This is a genomic window from Cylindrospermum stagnale PCC 7417 (genome assembly GCF_000317535.1).
Lineage (GTDB): Bacteria > Cyanobacteriota > Cyanobacteriia > Cyanobacteriales > Nostocaceae > Cylindrospermum > Cylindrospermum stagnale.
On sequence record NC_019757.1, the window covers coordinates 4,699,380 to 4,718,131 of the forward strand.

Consider the following 18,752-nt stretch of genomic DNA (forward strand, 5'->3'; position numbering starts at 1 on the left):
ACCCGGATTCATGCAACTCCAGTACTTTTTAATACTAGCAGCAGCTTTGTTCTGCATCGGCATCTATGGGTTAATTACCAGCCGCAACGCTGTGCGGGTGCTGATGTCAATTGAGTTGCTGCTGAATGCTGTTAATTTGAATTTAATGGCATTTTCCAACTTTCTCGACCCAATATTAATTAAGGGTCAGGTGTTCACAGTTTTTGTGATCACCGTGGCTGCTGCTGAGGCGGCGGTGGGTTTAGCGATCGTGCTTGCCATTTATCGCAACCGTGATACCGTCGATATGGAGCAATTTAATCTCCTGAAGTGGTAACTGTGCGTGCAACTCAAGCAGGTAATCATTGCTTATAAAGCGCGAGATTCCCAAAGCAAACGCTGGGCGGAACTCTGTGCTAAACAACTAGAAAATCGTCAGTGCCAGGTGTTAATGGGGCCTAGCGGTCCCAAAGATAACCCTTATCCGGTGTTTTTGGCGTCAGCAAGTCAACCAATTGATCTAGCTTTGGTACTCGGTGGTGATGGCACTGTTTTAACGGGTGCCAGACAGCTAGCCCCTGCTGGCATCCCCATTCTGGGAGTGAATGTGGGAGGCCATCTGGGGTTTTTAACTGAGTCGGTGGATGAGTTTGAGGATACAGAGAAAGTTTGGGATCGGCTGTTGGAAGATCGCTATGCTATCCAGCGGCGGATGATGTTGCAGGCAGCGGTGTTTGAGGGTCATGGGTCTAATTTAGAACCAGTAACTGAACGCTATCTCGCTTTGAACGAATTTTGTGTCAAACCCGCCTCTGCTGACCGGATGATTACCTCAATTCTGGAAATGGAAATCGACGGTGAGGTAATCGATCAATATGTGGGGGATGGGTTGATTATTTCCACTCCCACAGGTTCCACGGGTTACACCGTGTCTGCCAATGGCCCAATTATGCACGATGGTATGGAGGCGATTACCATCACGCCCATTTGTCCGATGAGTCTTTCTAGTCGTCCCCTCGTCTTACCCCCTGGTTCCGTGGTCAGTATTTGGCCTTTGGGGGATTACGATTTAAGTACCAAATTATGGATGGATGGGGTGTTATCTACTTCAATTTGGCCTGGACACCGCGTTGATGTGCGGATGGCAGATTGTCGGGCCAAGTTTATTATTTTGCGAGAGAACAATTCATACTATCAGACGCTACGGGAGAAGTTGCTCTGGGCTGGTACCAGGGTTCGCTACAGCAACAATCACCGAAATTGATTGAGGTATCTTCCTAGCGCTTTTGCCACTACTCGCCTGTAAACGCAAAATTATACAAGCCCCCGGTGCATCCGGGGGTTTTCTACCATTATCTGGACGAAAGAAATCCAAAGTATCTGAGCAGAGCATTTTGTATCTTATTACCAGTTTTTTTTAGCGGTCATGTCCATAATAAAAGCACCGTATCTTGAAGACAGTTCAGTTAACAGTTAACTATGTTAATCCTACAAAGATTCTCTCTAGCCAGATTTAAACAGGGGGAAATAAATCCTATCTAAGAGGATGTCTGAGAAGTTGTTAGTGATAAATCAAACACTGATAGATCCCCCTTTTTAAGGGGGACTTTGACTCTTGTTCCCCCCTTTTTAAGGGGGGTTAGGGGGGATCTCGATCAATTTTGATACTTTTCAGACATCCTCTAAACAGTGTTATGTAAATTAAATATTTCTAAGCTTAATAAAAAAGCCTTATGCAGTGTGGGTTCTTGATAACTGCTCTGATAATGCTGCACCAAATTAGTTTATTTGGTCTATTTTTTATTAACTTAATTCTCATAGGATATTTCACAAATCTAAGTAGGAAAACAGATGGAAACTTCTTATCACGATATCAATTACGCACTGATTCCTCCTGATTTTCCCGTTTTGCAAACTGAAAAATATATCCTACGGCTAGCCTCAACTGAAGCAGAATTAGAATCGATTTTTCGCTTGCGGTTTGAAGTTTTTAATCGGGAGCTAGGTTTAGGATTTTCTAGTTCTCATCTTACCCAAATGCATCAAGACAAGTTTGATGAGGTTTGCCATCATTTGATACTCATTACCAAACATACTGGCAAAACTATTGGCACTTATCGGATGCAAACTTATACAATGGCTGCTCAATGTTTAGGCTTTGATGCTGCCGATATATTTAATCTTCAGGAAATTCCCGATTCTGTGCTTCAGGCATCTGTGGAAGTTGGATGTGCATGTATAGCTAAAGAATACCGCAACAGTCAGACGCTTTTACTACTCTGGGAAGGGCTAGCAAATTATCTCATCTGGAGTAGAAACCAATATTTTATTGGCTGTGCATCATTACTCACACAATCTCCTTGGGAAGCTGCTTGTGCTTATAATTATTTTCAGCAGCATGACTTGATGCATCCGAGTATTTTGGTATATCCTAATTCAGAATGTGCTCTAGAACTTCCCCAACAGTGTGGAGATTCTTATAAACTGGAAATTCCTAAGATTTTGCAGGCATATTTGAGTATTGGAGCCAAAATATGCAGTTTTCCAGCCATTGATCGGCAGTTTAAAACTATTGACTTTCTAATTATATCTAATCTCACAAACCTTGCTAGATGGCATTACCCAAATCTTGCTTTAGCAGATGTCAGGCTAAACCCTGGAACTACATAAACTCAATAAACTAGCTTATGCGGCATCTCAAACTCATTCCGAGTTGGTTGCGGTTTTTAATCATTGTCTTGTTGATAGTAGGTATATTTTTTCGCTTTTTTAACCTTGGCGGCAAAGTTTACTGGCACGACGAGACTTATACATCTTTGCGGATTTCTGGTTACACAGCGAGGGAAGTAAAACAGCAATTATTTAATGGGCAGGTAATTTCTAGAGAAAGTTTTGCTAGGTTCCAACGTCCTAATTTAGAAAAAGGTTTAAGTGATACGATTAAGTCTTTAGCAATTGAAGATCCCCAGCATCCACCACTTTATTACATAATTGCTCGACTTTGGGTGGAAATTTTCGGTTACTCAGTGACAACTATCAGAAGTTTATCTGTTTTTATTAGTTTGCTAGTTTTCCCATGCGTTTATTGGCTATGTCGAGAATTATTTAATGTGCCGTTATCGGTGCCATTTTTAGCGATCGCACTTATGGCTATCTCCCCCATTCACCTCATCTATGCCCAGGAAGCGGGAGAATATATGCTTTGGCTAGTAACTATATTACTATGCAGTGCAGCACTTCTGCGAGCTATGGGGCTAGAGTCAAAAGATAAAAATGCACGCATTTTTAACTGGGTGATTTATGCAGTAACTTTGGCACTGAGCCTCTATACATTTTTGTTAAGTGGATTTGTGTCAGTTGCTCATGGAATTTATGTGATTATTATTGCCAGATTTCGCTTGACTCAAACAGTTAGAAATTATCTTCTAGCATCCTTGGCTGGGTTTATTGCCTTCACACCTTGGATGCTGGTGGTGATAGATAAATTTAGGCAGTTTGAACAGTTAATAGATGGGGAAACAATGCAGTTACCCCCGGTAAATTTAATTCAATCTTGGCTGATGCAGTTAAGCCGAATTTTCTTTGATTTAAACTTTGGCTTTGAAAATCCTTTTAGCTATTTAATTACACCAATTTTTTTAATTTTGGTTGGATATGCAATTTATTTTCTTTGTCGGACAACTAACACCAGAGTTTGGTTATTTATCGTTACATTGATTGTAGTACCAGCGTTTCCGCTCATGTTACCAGATTTGTTTTTGGGGGGGACACGTTCACTTTCTGCACGCTATTTAATTCCCTCTTATTTAGGGATGCAATTAGCTGTGGCTTACCTACTAGCTACCCAACTATATAATGGGAGTTCATCGCGCCGGATAATTTGGCAAATGATTCTGGCACTAATAATTATCTGTGGACTGGTGTCTTATCGGGTAAGTTGTCAGGCAGATACATGGTGGAATAAAGCGATTAGTTATAACCATCCACAAGTTGCCAAAATAGTCAATCGGGCTGCTCGCCCAATTGTAGTTAGTAATGCTTTTGGCACTAACTATGGGAATATATTTTCTCTGAGCTATCTTGTGGAGCCAAATGTGCGATTTCAGTTAATGAAAGGTCAAAATATTCCTAAAATTCCTGATTTTTTTACAACAGATGTATTTTTATTTAATCCTGCCAATGCCTGGCGGAATCAAATAAAAGCAAAATATCGGTCTAAATCCCACATTATTTATGGGAACGATCATTACCTAGTCTGGAAACTAATAAAGCCTCGTGTCTTACGTCGAACAACTAGATCCCCGACTTCTCTAAGAAGTCGGGGATCTGAAGCTACCATTAATTGATTGCACTCTGATAAAAATTCGGTTTCATGACCAAGTATTGATACAAGTTGTTAAAAACAAATAAATATAACCAGAGTAAATATTAAACGAATTCTCAGCTTAAATTAATATTAGTGATATCAAAAGGCTTTAAATTGTCGTTAGAGATAAACTTTGGCAGGATAAAGCTATGAAGTTTCAGTATTTAACTATTCTGGGTATTGCTACCGTTTTAACCATCGGCTGTACAAAAGAAGTAACCTCAAATACCATAGATAACAAGATTCCAACCGCAACAATTGTCAGCAGTCCAGTAGCAGTAGCAAAGTCTGGAAACTTTAAGGCTGGGGAACACCCCACTCAGGGAACAGTCAGCGTCGTTACTGAACAGGGGAAACGCTACCTAGAGTTTGATCAGCGTTTCAAGACTAATCAAGGCCCCGATGTATTTGTGATTTTATATCGTTCTGATACGCCGCCAATATATGGTATTAAAAAGAACGATTATGTGAGTATTGCCCGTTTACAAAAGACAAGCGGTTCTCAACGTTATGCACTACCTGATAATGTTAAGTTGGCAGATTTTCGCTCTGTGGCGGTATGGTGTCGAAAATTCAATGCTACTTTTGGCTATGCTCCTTTACCAGGATAAATGCAAAAATAATTTTGCTAATAAAATTGTCTATTAACAAATATTCTAAGTGCAATAGTGAAACAAATTAGCAAAATTTGGCAGCAAATTGATTTCTTTTCATTACAGGTGCGCTTAACGGTTGGTATTGCTGTAGTTTCAGCTTTAGGATTAGGTAGCTTTGCTATCTGGACAAGCTGGAAAATGCAGCAAATTTTGATTAATAGTCATAAGTATAACATTGAAAAAATTGCCGACCGCTTGCCGCGTGATGTGCAACTTTATAGTGAAATGATGCCACCGGATACTGCCTTGCAAAAGGCAATTAATAACTTGACAAATACCGATGTATTTGTGTGGGTTAAAAGTCGGGATAATCAAATTCTGGCGAAATCTGGCAATTGGCATCTGCTATCTGAGTCCACATCAGTTAAGTTGATGTCTTTAACTGAGATGTCGGTTAAACCCCAAGTAGACAAGGTGAGTCAACGCTACTTTGTTTTGTGTGGTGTTAGTTTGCCTGTACAAGGTAAGGTGTTGGGGAAATTATTTGTGGTGCAGGATGTAACCCGCGAACAAATAATGTTTATGGCGATGGTCAGAAGCTTGGCTATTGCCAGTATTTTGGTAATTATAGCGATTTATGTGGCGATCGCATTTTACATCCAGCGTTCTCTCCAACCGCTGCGTCAGTTAAGTCAAATGACTGCTGTGATTTCCATAGCAGATTTAGGGCAAGCACAACTGTATCTGGATAACGCACCTAGCGAAGTTAAAGAATTAGCGCAAACTTTTAACATGATGTTATCTCGCCTTTCCCAATCTTGGGAGCAGGAGCGACAATTTGTCAGTAATGTTTCCCACGAGCTACGCACACCATTAACTATAGTAAATGGTTATTTACAAAGCGTTTTACGGCGGCAAAATAACTTAACATCTGCCCAAACAGAAGCTTTAGAAACGGCTGCTGCGGAAGCTGAACGGACTATCCGGCTTTTACAAGATTTACTCGATTTAGCACGGGTGGATAATGGTTATTTGCATTTTCGGATGGAACAGTGCGTGCTGAATGACTTGGTTGCTGAAGTTGTGAATATGGCACAAAATTATAGTGAGCGACTGACGACGATTGAGGCAATAAATCAGCGAATTGAAGTGAAGACAGACTATAATCGCCTTAAACAAGTATTGTTGAATTTGATTGATAATGCTGTTAAGTATTCTGAAGCTAATACGCCCATAATTTTAAAGATAAGTCAGCAAGGTGAAGAGGCGATTATTCAAGTTTGCGATCAAGGATATGGGATTCCTTTACAACATCAATCACGGATTTTTGAGCGTTTTTACCGGGTAGATGAGTCTCGGACTTCTTCTACTGGGGGTTGTGGTTTGGGGTTGTCGATTGTGAAAACACTTGTAGAGGGGATGGGGGGTAGTGTGAGTGTGCGATCGCGTTTGGGTGAAGGAAGTGTGTTTACAATTAGCTTGCCTGTTTAAGCCACAACCCTTGTGTTTAATGGGATTGGGATGTTTTGGCAATTTCTGATATTCGTTCTCGTTGCAAAGTAACAGGTTTATTTCCTGGTGCTACTACGCTTATCAGCATCAGGAGTTGTTTGGATAATCTGGGCTTTTCCGGTTCTACCGCTCCCTTTATGATATTTTCAGCAATAACATTTTGACGGGCACTAAAGTAACTGTGTCGCTTACCTCTCTCTAAAGCCACCCTCGTTTCCCGGATTTTGTGTATCCCTATGAATGATAATCTGGTAGCTGTATTAGGAGAATTACAATCAGAAATATATTGGTTACATGATGCTGAAAAGTTTACAGAATTGGCATCAGCAGCAGCCAAGATATATACAAGTCTTGGATATAACAAACAAGAAGCAGAAACAGCAGGTCATTTAATTAGTCAGGCATATCAATTAGCTGATGAAGCTGATTTAGCCTATAAAGCAGGTGATTTTGATGAAGAAATGCAGTTTTATCATCAAGCTAAAGATAAATTAATTGAGGTGGAAACTATATTAGGTTATCAAACCAGCATCGCCATTCACCAAATGAAATGGTGGATGTATTTTCGCCACAAACAAAAACCACAAATTCTACTACACTTGTTTTTACAGCATTTCAAATCTTTGGGTTTTAGCCATTTAATTACTGCGATAAGATTAACATACTATCTGATGGAAATAGGCAGAGTTCACAAACAACGTGATAGGGAAATAACGAAGCAGAATGCTACACGTTACTGGACAGAATTATTAAAACTAAAAATTAATTTCCACCAATATCCTTACCTTGGTTAAACTTCTTATTTCCTATTTTTCCACTATTACAGCACTTCCCAGTGTCATGAGGTACAAGAACCCCACCCCCAACCCCCTCCCCGCAAGCGATGAGGGGGCTATGATGTACCTTATAACAAAGGGATCCGCTGTAATTGCGGGAAGGGCAATGGTGCGGGTTGTCGGCTCAAAAAGCGATAGGTTACGCCCAATTGTTTCTAGAAATAATCTAATTTGCATAATCAAATTAACTAAAACTCTTGTGGGGGAACTACTGTGTTGGGCGGGTTTCCCGACTTCCCTACGGGGAACCTCTCCCCAACCCCTCTCCGAAACGGAGAGGGGCAAAAATATTCTTAGTTTTGAAGGATAAAATAAAGGTTTTAAAGCCTCTTTCCCCGTGGGGGGGAGGTTTGGAAAGGGGTTATTTACATTAGTGGTTGATGCTACTTGTAGGTTTGCTCTATGTTTTAAGGTAGTGGGTGCTTAATTATTTAGCTAGTGTTTTCATGCGAATGACAAATTTATGAATTTTCTCGGCATTCTCTGCGTCAGGGTCAGCAAAAGCTGGAAACCGTTATTATCTCGTTGACCCTGCCGATATCTCTCTCTGACAGGGTTTTGGGGTTTTTCTGCCTCTAGCTGACGCAGATAAATTCTGTGTGCACAGACCCCGTCGCAAACGGCAGCTGGACATTAGGCATAGTCAGGGCTTAAAGTATGAGGGGTCGCTTCTATTCTGAGAAGTGGAATTAATGGAAACCAGATTGAAAGGTTGCTTCCAACTCTTCTTTCTGTAGCCACGCGTCGCTTCTATTCTTAGAAGTGGAATTAATGGAAACCTCGCATCTACCGGTTCGTCCGGGGATATTTGCAGGTCGCTTCTATTCTTAGAAGTGGAATTAATGGAAACTTGCAACAATATGTACCTTACTGGGTACGTTAACAAGTCGCTTCTATTCTTAGAAGTGGAATTAATGGAAACGAGATACGACGAAAGCAGAAGGTCGCCCTTCGTATTCGTCGCTTCTATTCTTAGAAGTGGAATTAATGGAAACCGACTCTAGCTCAAGAGAGCCTTCATCGTTGCAAACTCATTGTGCAGCGTCACTTCTATTCTCAGAAGTGGAATTAATGGAAACTTTGGCTCTCTAACGGACGTGTCTATTCGGAATGTCACTTCTATTCTGAGAAGTGGAATTAATGGAAACTTACCCGATTATCTTCTGCCTGCAAAACTCGTTGAATAGTCACTTCTATTCTGAGAAGTGGAATTAATGGAAACCATACAGACGGGAATTGGTTCCCGACGTGGTGATCAGTCACTTCTATTCTGAGAAGTGGAATTAATGGAAACTTGCCATTAGGCTTGTCGTAATTGGGTGATTTATGCACCTCTTTTGTCACTTCTATTCTGAGAAGTGGAATTAATGGAAAAATCGTTGGAATTGCGATTTTTGCCGTATCACCTAGAACTGTCACTTCTATTCTGAGAAGTGGAATTAATGGAAACGTATATGTGTCATCGGCTTCAAGATGAACAGTGAGAGTCACTTCTATTCTGAGAAGTGGAATTAATGGAAACAACGGATATGCTTCTTTCAAAGCAGGATTAAGCTGGTCACTTCTATTCTGAGAAGTGGAATTAATGGAAACTTGACTTCTCCGCCAATCAATCTTCCATAAAGGGCATAGGCGTCACTTCTATTCTTAGAAGTGGAATTAATGGAAACATTTCTATGACAGGGATATCGATGCCACGTAACACAGTCACTTCTATTCTTAGAAGTGGAATTAATGGAAACGAGGATGCCATTGACAGCATGCCCAGCCCATCCCAGCAGGAGGAGTCACTTCTATTCTTAGAAGTGGAATTAATGGAAACACCCAGAAATTATCCCAAAGCATAATCACAGGGTTTATACCGTCACTTCTATTCTGAGAAGTGGAATTAATCAAAATTAAAAGGTCGGGATATTAACATCCGACCTTTTTTAAAAACCATTAAATATAGTTTAAATATTTACTTGTTACTCGCTATAAACTTTAACAATATCCTCACCCATTCCCCTAACTTTAACTAATAACTCTTGTGGCTGTAACACCTTCAAACCTCCTCCAAACCCAACAATCCAGCGAATAAACTCTACATCACCCAAACACCATTTAGGCAATACTACCCGAAAGCGATTGGGGAAGTTTTTATCTCCGGTTTTCTTGAGACAGAAAATCGACTTGGGGGAGTTTAATTTCCCTCCTATTACAGGTGGAGACATCTTCATTTGCTGTGCAGGAAATCTCTTAGTTCCCTCAGCAATAAATCTAAACATAGCATCATTAAACCATAGTTCTACTGTGACACAGACTTGCGATCGCTTTCCTTTGTCCTGACTGAGGTACAAAAGCTGGTCACTAGCGCTGTATCCCAAGAAAATTCCCGCACCGGCAGCAGAGAGTTTATGCAGTTTCTGTAATGACTTTTCTTGTTCTAGTCTGGAACGTACTCTCCCTTGAGGCTGACCGATAAACAATCTATCTAAGCGTTCAAATCGGAACAACCCCGCATACTCTCCACCTTCACACTCATAACCCAAATACCACGCAGTGTTACAAAACACTATTTGCAAGGGATATGCTAAAAAGAACCCTTCCTCATCAAGGGCAAACTTACCGCCACCAGGAAAGCGATTTAATTCTAGCAGTTGTCCGTTAGCGATCGCCTCTTCTAATTGCTGTAAATTGCTAGAAAGCGCCTCTGGTGGTAAAAAAGCTGAGTCAATCATACTACGATTGGCGATCGCGCGTACCGGATACACATCACTTACCCCTAACTTACTCTGTACCATGCGAGTAGCAAAAGTTTCATAAATTTCCAGCGCTACGGGATCATCAAAGCTTTTCGCTTGAGACTGGAGAACGCCAAACACCTTGATTAATTCATGTTCTGACAAAATCGCTGTCCCCGCAAAGTAGCCATTTCTGAGGGGAAACTCAGGCAATATTTTATATGGTTTCAGAACCTTTTCAATATCTTTGCGGACAGTGTCCAGTTCATCATCGTCAATAATCCCATGATCTTCGAGTGCAGACACAAGAGTTTTGAAACTTCCCTTACCTAAATCTTGCAAAAACGGGTGGTGCAGAATCAAGCAAATTGTCCGCATCAACCGCTGGAAACTGCCTAAATCAGAATAGGCGTGGGTTACAAAAGAAGCTAGGGCGCTGGAGTCATATTCAGGTGGCGAACTCGCCACCCCCAGAAAGTGGGGTAATGAAGAGATAGTATTGACGCCAATTAGACTATTTTGTTTTAACCAGAGTAAATCAGATGCAACGGCATTTTCGTCAGCATAGATATTACCGCACAATTTAGCCATAAAGGCATTAACTTCCGCCGCCGCACTAGCAAACTGAGGAACATTGCTAAAAATGCTTTCTAGCAAACTGGGCTGATTTGCTTGCAGATTACCAATTTCTGGGTAGCGAATTATCAGAGAAAGCAGATGCATTAAGCGTTCAAAGTCCAGCAGCTTGCTATAAGAGTGCAAAGTAATATAGCGGTTGCGGTTGGCGCGGTTGATGAGGGTACGGGAAAGCTGTTGAATTTGGGTTGGGATTTGTTGAATGTCAAATTTGGGGGAGGTGACATCGATTTCTTTTACTGCTGCAAATCCTTCTGCTGCTATTGGCGGAAAGTCTTGCAGAGACTTGTGCATACTCTCAATTACAAAGTCTGGAACCTGGCGGGGGCGTTGTTGGTTCCATACCTTGCAAGTTGCAAGGGGAGTTTGCAAGTACCACCCCATCCACAGTACAGGATTTGTCAAAGATAAGTTCAACTTTTGCAGCAAATCCATCCGCCACCCACGTCTGGCATTGGTAGCGTCATAGATTACAGCATAACCTTGTGCGATCGCCTCAACTATCTCAGAGATAACTTTTTTCTCAATTTGACTCCACTCACCCTGGATAGTTGCGTCGCCGTAGAGTTGTTGGCGAATAGCGTCAGTAGAGACAACGCGATAATTCTCCAGTTTGGCTAACTCGGCGGCGAAGCTAGATTTGCCACTACCAGGGATACCAATGAGAAAGTGACAGATAGGAGGAGTAGACATTTTCTTTACATACTCAGGCTGATTTTTTTGTATCCTCTTTTAAACTCAAAATCTAGTCCTGTCAAGCGAATCACAAATTTATCACCACTTCTCTACTGTAAATTTCGTCATTCGCATGAATAGTAGTTTACAACTTTCAGATTACCGCTAAGATAAAAGCACAACATAAATCGGCAAAAGTTTACACAGTAAAAAATATAGAATTCTTACCATTATATTGCTCACGCTGTAGGCAATAGAAGGATTTTAGACTTTTTAATTTAGCAATTAACAACCAAACTCGCTGCTAGGTAATAAAGAATTGTTACAAAGTATTTTTCTTTCTAAAAAGCTAAATAAAAGCTTGTATGTTGAAAACCTAGTGTATAAAGGAGATATAGCTAAATGAATCAGTATACTGCTATCACCTTTGCACCAGTTCAAGGATTTATTGAGAAATCCCGCAAACTCCGCGATTTGTATGGTGCATCTTTGATTCTCTCTTACCTAAGTCAGCAGTTAGTAAAAGAGTTTCATAAACCACCAGAACTAGAAGTAATTTCTCCAGCAAGTCATAATTTGCAGAAAGGGATGCCTAATCGGATTCTGATTAAAGGAGAAGTTAGTAAAGGTGATGCAGAGATAATCCTCACCTCTGCTTGGAAGAAAATTTTACAAGTATGTCGGACTTGGGTTGAGAAAAAATTACCTGATTATCAATACCACTGGGAACGGGAGTGGACGCTTTGGGGTTGTCACACCTGGGAAATATTTCAAGGAAGAGGTGACACTATCCAAGCAGCGATGGATGATTTGGAGACTCGGAAATTATCCCGTGCTTGGACTGCGGTTAACTGGATTGGTGAGAGTTCTAGCTTGACGGGTACAGATGCGATCGCATTTCCGGGACTAGGTGCAGAAACTCGTAATCCTAAAAATATGAACTATCGTTCAGAGAATGATAGCATTAAAGGCTTTTATACACAACTTGCCAGAAAATTAGATAATTGTCCACCTGACAAACAACCAGAAGGTAAATATATTGCACCTAACGAAAAGCTGAGTATTCCTGAATTGGTAAAACGTCTAATTACCTTACCAGAAATAGCAGATTTAATCAGCCAAGCAATACCTAATAATCAACCATTAGAAAAACTCAAACGATTTCAAGAAATTGAACGCAAACCCAATAAAAATGTACCTGGACAATGGACAGGTTGGTTTATGGGAGATGGTGACAAAGTTGGAGATTATTTAAAAAAATTAGCAGATGAAAATGATAGTGATATAAGAATTGAAACATTTAGTCAAGGAATGCGAAATTGGGGAAAACAATTTGAGCAAAATTTTCCTGAAGACCTAGGTAGAGTAGTTTATGCAGGTGGTGATGATTTTTTAGGCATAATTTATAGTAAAAATCCTGCTGAACCGATTCAACCATTAACAGCATATCAATGGTTAATGGCAATAAATGATAAATGGCAAGAACATAAACAGAGTATTACTGTAAGTGTTGGCTTTGTTTGGGTTGCTGGTAGTGTACCCCAGCGAGACGTTTTACAACATTGTCGAGAAGCGGAAAAAGTAGCTAAATCTTTAGGACGCAACCGAGTCACAATTAGAGTAGTTTTTAATAGTGGTCAATATGTGCAATGGACTTGTCCCTGGGATTATTTGCATATTTTAACGCAGTATCGAGATAGAGAAAAACAATCTAACTGGAGTCATGTTTATCAAGACTTAGCACATTTAGAATCTCGACGAACATTTAAAATTGAGAATGCCAAAGAAGCTTATATTGTCCAAAAATCAGCAATTGAATTTTTTGAGGTTTACTTTCCAGGAGAAGGACAGAAATTACTAGAAGATAAAAATTATAAATTAGCGCAATATCTTGTTGGATTTAACGAAAATGATGACGAAATAGATAGAGCAAAAGCCACAATTGATTGGATGACAGATTTAATTAAAGTAGGCTGGCATTTATGTTCAAATACCTAATTAGTATTAATCCGTTAGGATTTATGTATGGAAGTGCTGGGGCATTTCTCTCACCAGAAAACCTAGTTGGACGTTCCGGTGCTAAATTTCCTCCTGAAGCTTCCACACTATCAGGTTTAATATTTAGCATCAGCAAAACGACCGGACAATTTACTCAAACAGAATTGAGAGATAATCTCTATGTTACAGGCCCATTTTGGGCAAAATCCAATACCAAACAAAACTTTTATATTCCCATTCCCTGGCATAAAATCATCTCTAAAAAAGGCATAGGAGAATGGCAAATAGAAAATGGTGAATGGCAATTAGAAAAGGATATAGAAAAACCAGAACCTGATTATCGTTGGCAAACTATAGACTCTTGGAAAACATCATCAAAAGGACTCAAAGCAAGTAAATCAATTGCTGACAGTCCTTGGAAGTTCGTTTCTTTTCTCCATCCTAAAATTCAACAATCAGAACGTTGTGTAGAAAAATCTGACGGACTATTTCTAGAAAACTCTGTGCAGATTCCCGACGATGTTTGTTTAATTTATTTATCAACTTATCCCATTGATAACGGTTGGTATCGGTTCGGTGGTGAAAATCACATTGTCGAAATCTCCTGTGACAAACTGAATCAAAAAACAGTAGATATTTTAAATCAACCCATCGCTAAAAGTTTCGCTTTAATCACACCAGGAATTTGGGGTTCTAACCGTATATCTTACCGTCAACCTCAACATGATAATTTTCCTGAAACTATGCAAATGTTAACTGATAAACCAGTTCCCTATCGTTATCGTTCCCAAGGGACATTAGGAAGAGGACGTTATGCAGTTCCTGCTGGGAGTGTTTACGTTCTCAAAGAACCCATAGATAAACCTTGGTGGGAATGGGATGAAGCATGGTTTCCCAAAGAAGGTTATAGCCTTAAAAAAGTTGGGTGTGGTTTGTGTTTACCAGTAGAAATTAAAGGAGTCGCATAAAATGTACAAAAAAGCTTATGGCATAATTGAAACTTTAGCACCACTTCATGTAGGTGCAACAGCCGGACAAGAAAGCGGTAATTTAAACCTAATTTTCCGCGACCAATTTACCCAAACTGGCATCATTCCCGGTAGTTCTATTCGTGGTCGTCTGCGGTCAGAAATGCGTCTGCTAGAAAATGGAGAAACAGAAACAAACTATTGGTATGGTAACGAAGCAGGTGCAGAAGAATCAAATAACAACGAATCTATCGTTAAATTTGAGTATGCTTCTATTATTTGGATTCCTGTTTTTTGTCCAGGACAACCAATAGTTTGGGTAACCTGTCCTCGTTTACTGCAACGTTATCAAAGAATTGCTGGTGATACAGTTCAAGTACAAGTAGATGGTCAAACTAAATTTCTCAAAGAGGTAGAAATTCCTGATGCTTATACTGGTTCAAAAAACTTGAGAACAAAATCATTACCAGGTGGGACAAAAACCTTATTCTTTAACTTAGGTTTTGTAACTATCAAGAAAACAGTAGACTTATCCCCTTGGTTTCCCGCTAAAAAAGAGCAACCTGCAATCATAGTAGATGATAGTGATATCGGCATGATTCACGATATGGCTTTATATCGTCAAAGTCGTGTGCGATTAAAAGCAGACCAAAAAGTAGTAGATGGTGGTGGTTTCTTTAATACCGAAGCTTTACCAGAAGGAACAATTTTAGTATTTCCGATTGCTATCAGAAATGATAAATCTGGCAAAAATTGGCAACCTTTCAATGGTAGTCAAAGCACAGATATTTATCTTGGTGGTCTAGAATCTATCGGTTTGGGTCATTGTGAATTAACTTTAAATGGATTGTAAATATATGACTTGGAAATCTTATAACTTAGACCAAGAAGCACAAAAATTAGTCCTCAAACATCGTGACAAAAAAGGGGTAATTGGTCAATCACACAAAATGCGAACTACTGTAGCTTATGGTTTAGAACGCTTTTGGGGTGAACAATTACGACTGTTAGGTAAAAACGACTCTAAAGAACGCGCTAAAGGTGAATATTGGCGTGATACTTGGAAAGCTTTTGTCGCAATTATGAATAATGCCGGAATTAAACTTCCTCAAGAAGATGTAAATGGGAGTAATACCCCAGAAATCCAAAAATATGCTGCTAAATTATGGGAATTTCCCATTGAAGACCAAAGAATCTGTTTAGCAGTTCTCACACAGTTTTGTGACAGTTTAGTTTGGTGGACTCAGCGTTATAAGAAAACAGGAGATAGTGATGCCGAATAGCAATGAAGTTCCCTTAATGTTTCAAGCACCAGTCAAAGGACGGGGACAAATTCAATATATTCAAGAACCCGAAAAATCAGAAAGATGGGTTGATGAATGGGTAGAAGCTGCTGCAAAAAAAACTCCTGAATTTACTAACAAGGTTAAAACCAAAGAATATAAAATTACTTGGCGTTTTGTTTCTAACAGTGGACAAGATGACGATATCATTCGACCAGTAATAGCTGCTAATGGGTTTCCCTATTATCCTGGTGCAAGTATGAAAGGTGCTTTTTTACGCAGTTGTAACCCTCAACAAGCACAAAGATACTGCGGTGGTCAAATTTCTAGTAATGAAACCCAACCAGGAATACTCCGCTTTCACGGTGCATATCCTCATGATGATAGTTGGAGTGAACAACCATTAATTGATGTGGTTCATCCTCAGCAAGATTGGCAAGTTAAAAATAGTGAATCTCATGCAGCTTTTTTGCAAATATCTCTCTACCAACCTACTTTAGTTTTTGGTATTTCTAGCAATATTCAACTAGATGAAAGTGAATGGCAAACTATCTGGAGTATTTGGGATAAAGCTATAGAACGAGGAATTGGTTCTAGAGTTAGTGCTGGTTATGGTCAACCTATTAACCACCCAGAAACCAAGCTGATTACTGTCAATTTAAAAGGACAAGGATTAGCATCACAATTAATAGATAAAAGTGGTGAATTTCGCCCAAATATGTTTAAAGCTGCTTTACGTGGTCATACATTGCGGCTATTTAGTGCTGTGACTGATGAGAATACAGCCGAGGAATTAACCAAAGAACTTTGGGGAGGGTTTGCAGGTGCTAATGGTGCAGTAGTTGGTCAATTAGGAATTGCATTTAATCCTGTAGAGTTAGAACTAGATGAATTTAGATATAACAGGGTATCTATGCCTACTTATGAATTAGATAAAGGCGTTTTAAATATTCTTTGTATGAGTAATTGTACAGATGAATATAAAAAGGAATTGAAAATTTTAGCAATGCAGCTTTTACGATTTTCCATGCTTATCGGTGGTTTTGGTAAATCAGGGCGCAGAATTGATCATCGGATATTCTTCCCGCAATATTTAGACAATGGTAATAAACCGATGATAGGCTGTCACTGGGAATTTACTAAGCAATCAAATAACTACTATTTTCCTATTAATAATATTAAGCATATCACGAATATTCTTGATGGTGTCCAGAAATCTGCTAAGAATTGGCTAATATTCAAAGGGAAAACACCAAGTAATCAAGTAAGTTCATGGCGCGAATCTTTTCATCCTCAAAAGGTGCAAGTTTGGGGGCGTATTGCACAGGATGAAGATGATAGTTTAGCTGTGAGATGGTTTCACGGTAATTACAAAGGAAGTCAATCAATTAAAGGTTCTAAATTGACGGGTAAAATGAGTAATATTGGCAGAATTTACCATCGGATGTACCCACATTATATCAAAACAACAGAAGGGGAGATAAGACGCAAAGGTAGAGAATATGTAGAGTTATTAACTATTTTCCCAGATACAAGAGATGAGAGAACACAAGAATTTATCACCTTTTTACCAACATCTGGATTTACTAAATTTTGGGGAGTATAAACTATGAGTATTTGGATTTTGACTACTGGTAATAGTGATGTTATCCTCAAACATGATAGAACTTGGGGAAGGTTACATGATGAAGCCAGTCATAATCTAGAATGTTCAGGTTTTGGCTCTGCTTCCAGAATAAATCCTGATGATAAAGAAGCTGGATATACCGTACCAGCTAGAATATTAGGTTTAGTTTATGCAAATCAGTCAGAAGAATACTACAAAGATGATTTAAAATTTCCCCTGCTTGATACATATTCTCAATATTTAACAGATGAAAATATCAAGATTGAAAGAATAATTGTTCTGCTGACAGACCAATCTCAGATATTTAGCAGTGACGAACAAAGACTTAACGAATTTTCTCCCTATTGGAAAGATACTTGTACCCTTCAACCTCTATTAGAATGGTATTTTAAAAATGCAAAATTTGCCTGTCAACCAGAATTTCAATATTTAGTCCCTCACCACATCGATAAAGGTGTTGATAACTGGGATGCTACTTTATCACTGGTGGAAGCAAAATTAACAGAGTTAGATATTGATGTCAATCAGGAAGTTTATGTTAGTCATCAAGCAGGAACACCTGCAATATCTTCTGCTGTCCAGTTTGTAACTATCGGGAAGTTTAAAAAGGTTCAGTTTTTAGTAAGTAATGAATATTTCAATGAAGATTATGAACTAAAAGCTAAATCCGATACAGTCGAAAGTTCTCGTTATCAGCGAGGTATGCAAATTCAAAAAGCCAAGCAGTTAATCATAGATGGGTTTCCTGGTGCTGCACTTAAAATGTTGGAAAAAATTAATGAAATAGATAAAGCTGCCATAAGTGAATTAAAAGATATTGTTGATTTCTTTAATTTATATACTCCGTCAATAGATGACAGTGAAGATTTGGCAGTTCCACAAGCTACCCAAAGGATTGTTGATACTCTTGATCTAATTGGGTTTTTCTTTAATCAGAAGAATTATTTACCAGGTATTGCTCTATTAGCTGCTGCTCAGGAAACTTTTTTAAAGGTAGCTATTTTGTCACAGGTAGCAACAATTAATGAAACTATCAATATAAATGGTAATTATCGAAAAGTCTCTGAGTTGATAAAATGGATTCCTTTTGGATTATTTTTAGATGCCTCTGTTAATAACAGCAGTATTAGTGATAAGATGACGATTTTAAAAAAGCTAAATTTTCCTGTAAATAGCTTTAAATTTAATACGGATAAAGATTTTGAGATTACAAACAGAAATTTTGGTTTGATTGCCTGGTTAAAAAGTATAGATAATAATTTTGGTGGTTGGGATTTATTAATATGGTGTTGCAGCAAAAGAGATGCAGATGATGATCTGCGTAACCAATTAATGCACAATTTGCGTGGGGTAAAAGATAGTGAAGTAATTAACTATTTATTGGCATATAAAAATCATCAAGTATCTGATGTTATGACTGCCTATAACCATCATGTAAAGCAACATTTTTTGAAAGCTATAGACCGTTTTCAACTTCCTTACAAAAGAGACAAGTTAGCTAAAAGGCTGCAAAAAATAGCAGACTCTATTAGATGAAATACAATCGAGGGCGG

At 39.0% G+C, this 18,752-nt stretch carries 15 protein-coding genes and 1 CRISPR repeat array; of the genes, 13 read left to right on the top strand and 2 right to left on the bottom strand.

The annotated features are described in order from the left end of the window. The first annotated feature begins 10 nt into the window (after nucleotides 1–10). From nuoK to CYLST_RS19730, 6 genes are all read left to right on the top strand, one after another. Nucleotides 11–316, top strand: coding sequence for an NADH-quinone oxidoreductase subunit NuoK (nuoK, locus tag CYLST_RS19705; RefSeq protein ID WP_015209496.1), 306 nt, complete (start codon nucleotides 11–13; stop codon nucleotides 314–316). Nucleotides 317–322: 6 nt separating this feature from the next. Then, the gene (locus CYLST_RS19710) at nucleotides 323–1,243 is read left to right on the top strand and encodes an NAD(+) kinase (protein WP_015209497.1); all 921 of its coding nucleotides are present in this window, start codon (nucleotides 323–325) and stop codon (nucleotides 1,241–1,243) included. 587 nt (nucleotides 1,244–1,830) lie between these two features. Beyond that, entirely contained in the window at nucleotides 1,831–2,649 is an 819-nt protein-coding gene (locus tag CYLST_RS19715; RefSeq protein ID WP_015209499.1) for a GNAT family N-acetyltransferase, read from the top strand. A 17-nt stretch (nucleotides 2,650–2,666) separates the two neighbouring features. Further along, nucleotides 2,667–4,325 (top strand): glycosyltransferase family 39 protein, encoded by a 1,659-nt coding sequence (locus CYLST_RS19720; protein WP_015209500.1) that lies wholly within the window; start codon nucleotides 2,667–2,669, stop codon nucleotides 4,323–4,325. Nucleotides 4,326–4,494: 169 nt separating this feature from the next. Beyond that, complete coding sequence (locus CYLST_RS19725) at nucleotides 4,495–4,956, top strand: DM13 domain-containing protein (RefSeq protein ID WP_015209501.1); 462 nt, start codon at nucleotides 4,495–4,497, stop codon at nucleotides 4,954–4,956. 57 nt (nucleotides 4,957–5,013) lie between these two features. Next, the gene (locus tag CYLST_RS19730; protein ID WP_015209502.1) at nucleotides 5,014–6,432 is read left to right on the top strand and encodes a sensor histidine kinase; all 1,419 of its coding nucleotides are present in this window, start codon (nucleotides 5,014–5,016) and stop codon (nucleotides 6,430–6,432) included. A gap of 16 nt (nucleotides 6,433–6,448) precedes the next feature. Here CYLST_RS19730 and CYLST_RS19735 read toward each other — a convergent pair whose 3' ends face one another. Continuing rightward, entirely contained in the window at nucleotides 6,449–6,661 is a 213-nt protein-coding gene (locus CYLST_RS19735) for a hypothetical protein (protein ID WP_015209503.1), read from the bottom strand. Nucleotides 6,662–6,689: 28 nt separating this feature from the next. On the opposite strand from CYLST_RS19735, the gene CYLST_RS19740 reads away from it, so the two are divergent. Beyond that, nucleotides 6,690–7,247 (top strand): hypothetical protein, encoded by a 558-nt coding sequence (locus CYLST_RS19740; protein WP_015209504.1) that lies wholly within the window; start codon nucleotides 6,690–6,692, stop codon nucleotides 7,245–7,247. A gap of 706 nt (nucleotides 7,248–7,953) precedes the next feature. Next, a CRISPR array of direct repeats spans nucleotides 7,954–9,188; the repeat unit is 36 nt; unit sequence GTCACTTCTATTCTGAGAAGTGGAATTAATGGAAAC. Between the two features lie 68 nt (nucleotides 9,189–9,256). On the opposite strand, the gene CYLST_RS19750 is transcribed toward CYLST_RS19740, so the two are convergent. Beyond that, nucleotides 9,257–11,341 (bottom strand): WYL domain-containing protein, encoded by a 2,085-nt coding sequence (locus tag CYLST_RS19750; protein WP_015209506.1) that lies wholly within the window; start codon nucleotides 11,339–11,341, stop codon nucleotides 9,257–9,259. A 384-nt stretch (nucleotides 11,342–11,725) separates the two neighbouring features. On the opposite strand from CYLST_RS19750, the gene CYLST_RS19755 reads away from it, so the two are divergent. Genes CYLST_RS19755 through CYLST_RS19780 form a run of 6 tightly spaced genes read left to right on the top strand, consistent with a single transcriptional unit; the run spans nucleotide 11,726 to nucleotide 18,735 of the window. Beyond that, entirely contained in the window at nucleotides 11,726–13,321 is a 1,596-nt protein-coding gene (locus CYLST_RS19755; protein WP_015209507.1) for a Cas10/Cmr2 second palm domain-containing protein, read from the top strand. Continuing rightward, nucleotides 13,306–14,289 (top strand): type III-B CRISPR module-associated Cmr3 family protein, encoded by a 984-nt coding sequence (locus tag CYLST_RS19760; protein WP_015209508.1) that lies wholly within the window; start codon nucleotides 13,306–13,308, stop codon nucleotides 14,287–14,289. Before CYLST_RS19755 ends, CYLST_RS19760 begins: the two co-directional genes overlap by 16 nt. A gap of 1 nt (nucleotide 14,290) precedes the next feature. Next, on the top strand, nucleotides 14,291–15,142 hold the full coding sequence (gene cmr4, locus CYLST_RS19765) for a type III-B CRISPR module RAMP protein Cmr4 (RefSeq protein ID WP_015209509.1): 852 nt from the start codon (nucleotides 14,291–14,293) through the stop codon (nucleotides 15,140–15,142). Between the two features lie 4 nt (nucleotides 15,143–15,146). After that, nucleotides 15,147–15,572, top strand: coding sequence for a hypothetical protein (locus tag CYLST_RS19770; protein WP_015209510.1), 426 nt, complete (start codon nucleotides 15,147–15,149; stop codon nucleotides 15,570–15,572). Continuing rightward, entirely contained in the window at nucleotides 15,562–17,178 is a 1,617-nt protein-coding gene (locus CYLST_RS19775; RefSeq protein WP_015209511.1) for a hypothetical protein, read from the top strand. Before CYLST_RS19770 ends, CYLST_RS19775 begins: the two co-directional genes overlap by 11 nt. A 3-nt stretch (nucleotides 17,179–17,181) precedes the next feature. Beyond that, complete coding sequence (locus CYLST_RS19780; protein ID WP_015209512.1) at nucleotides 17,182–18,735, top strand: hypothetical protein; 1,554 nt, start codon at nucleotides 17,182–17,184, stop codon at nucleotides 18,733–18,735. Nucleotides 18,736–18,752: the final 17 nt, after the last annotated feature.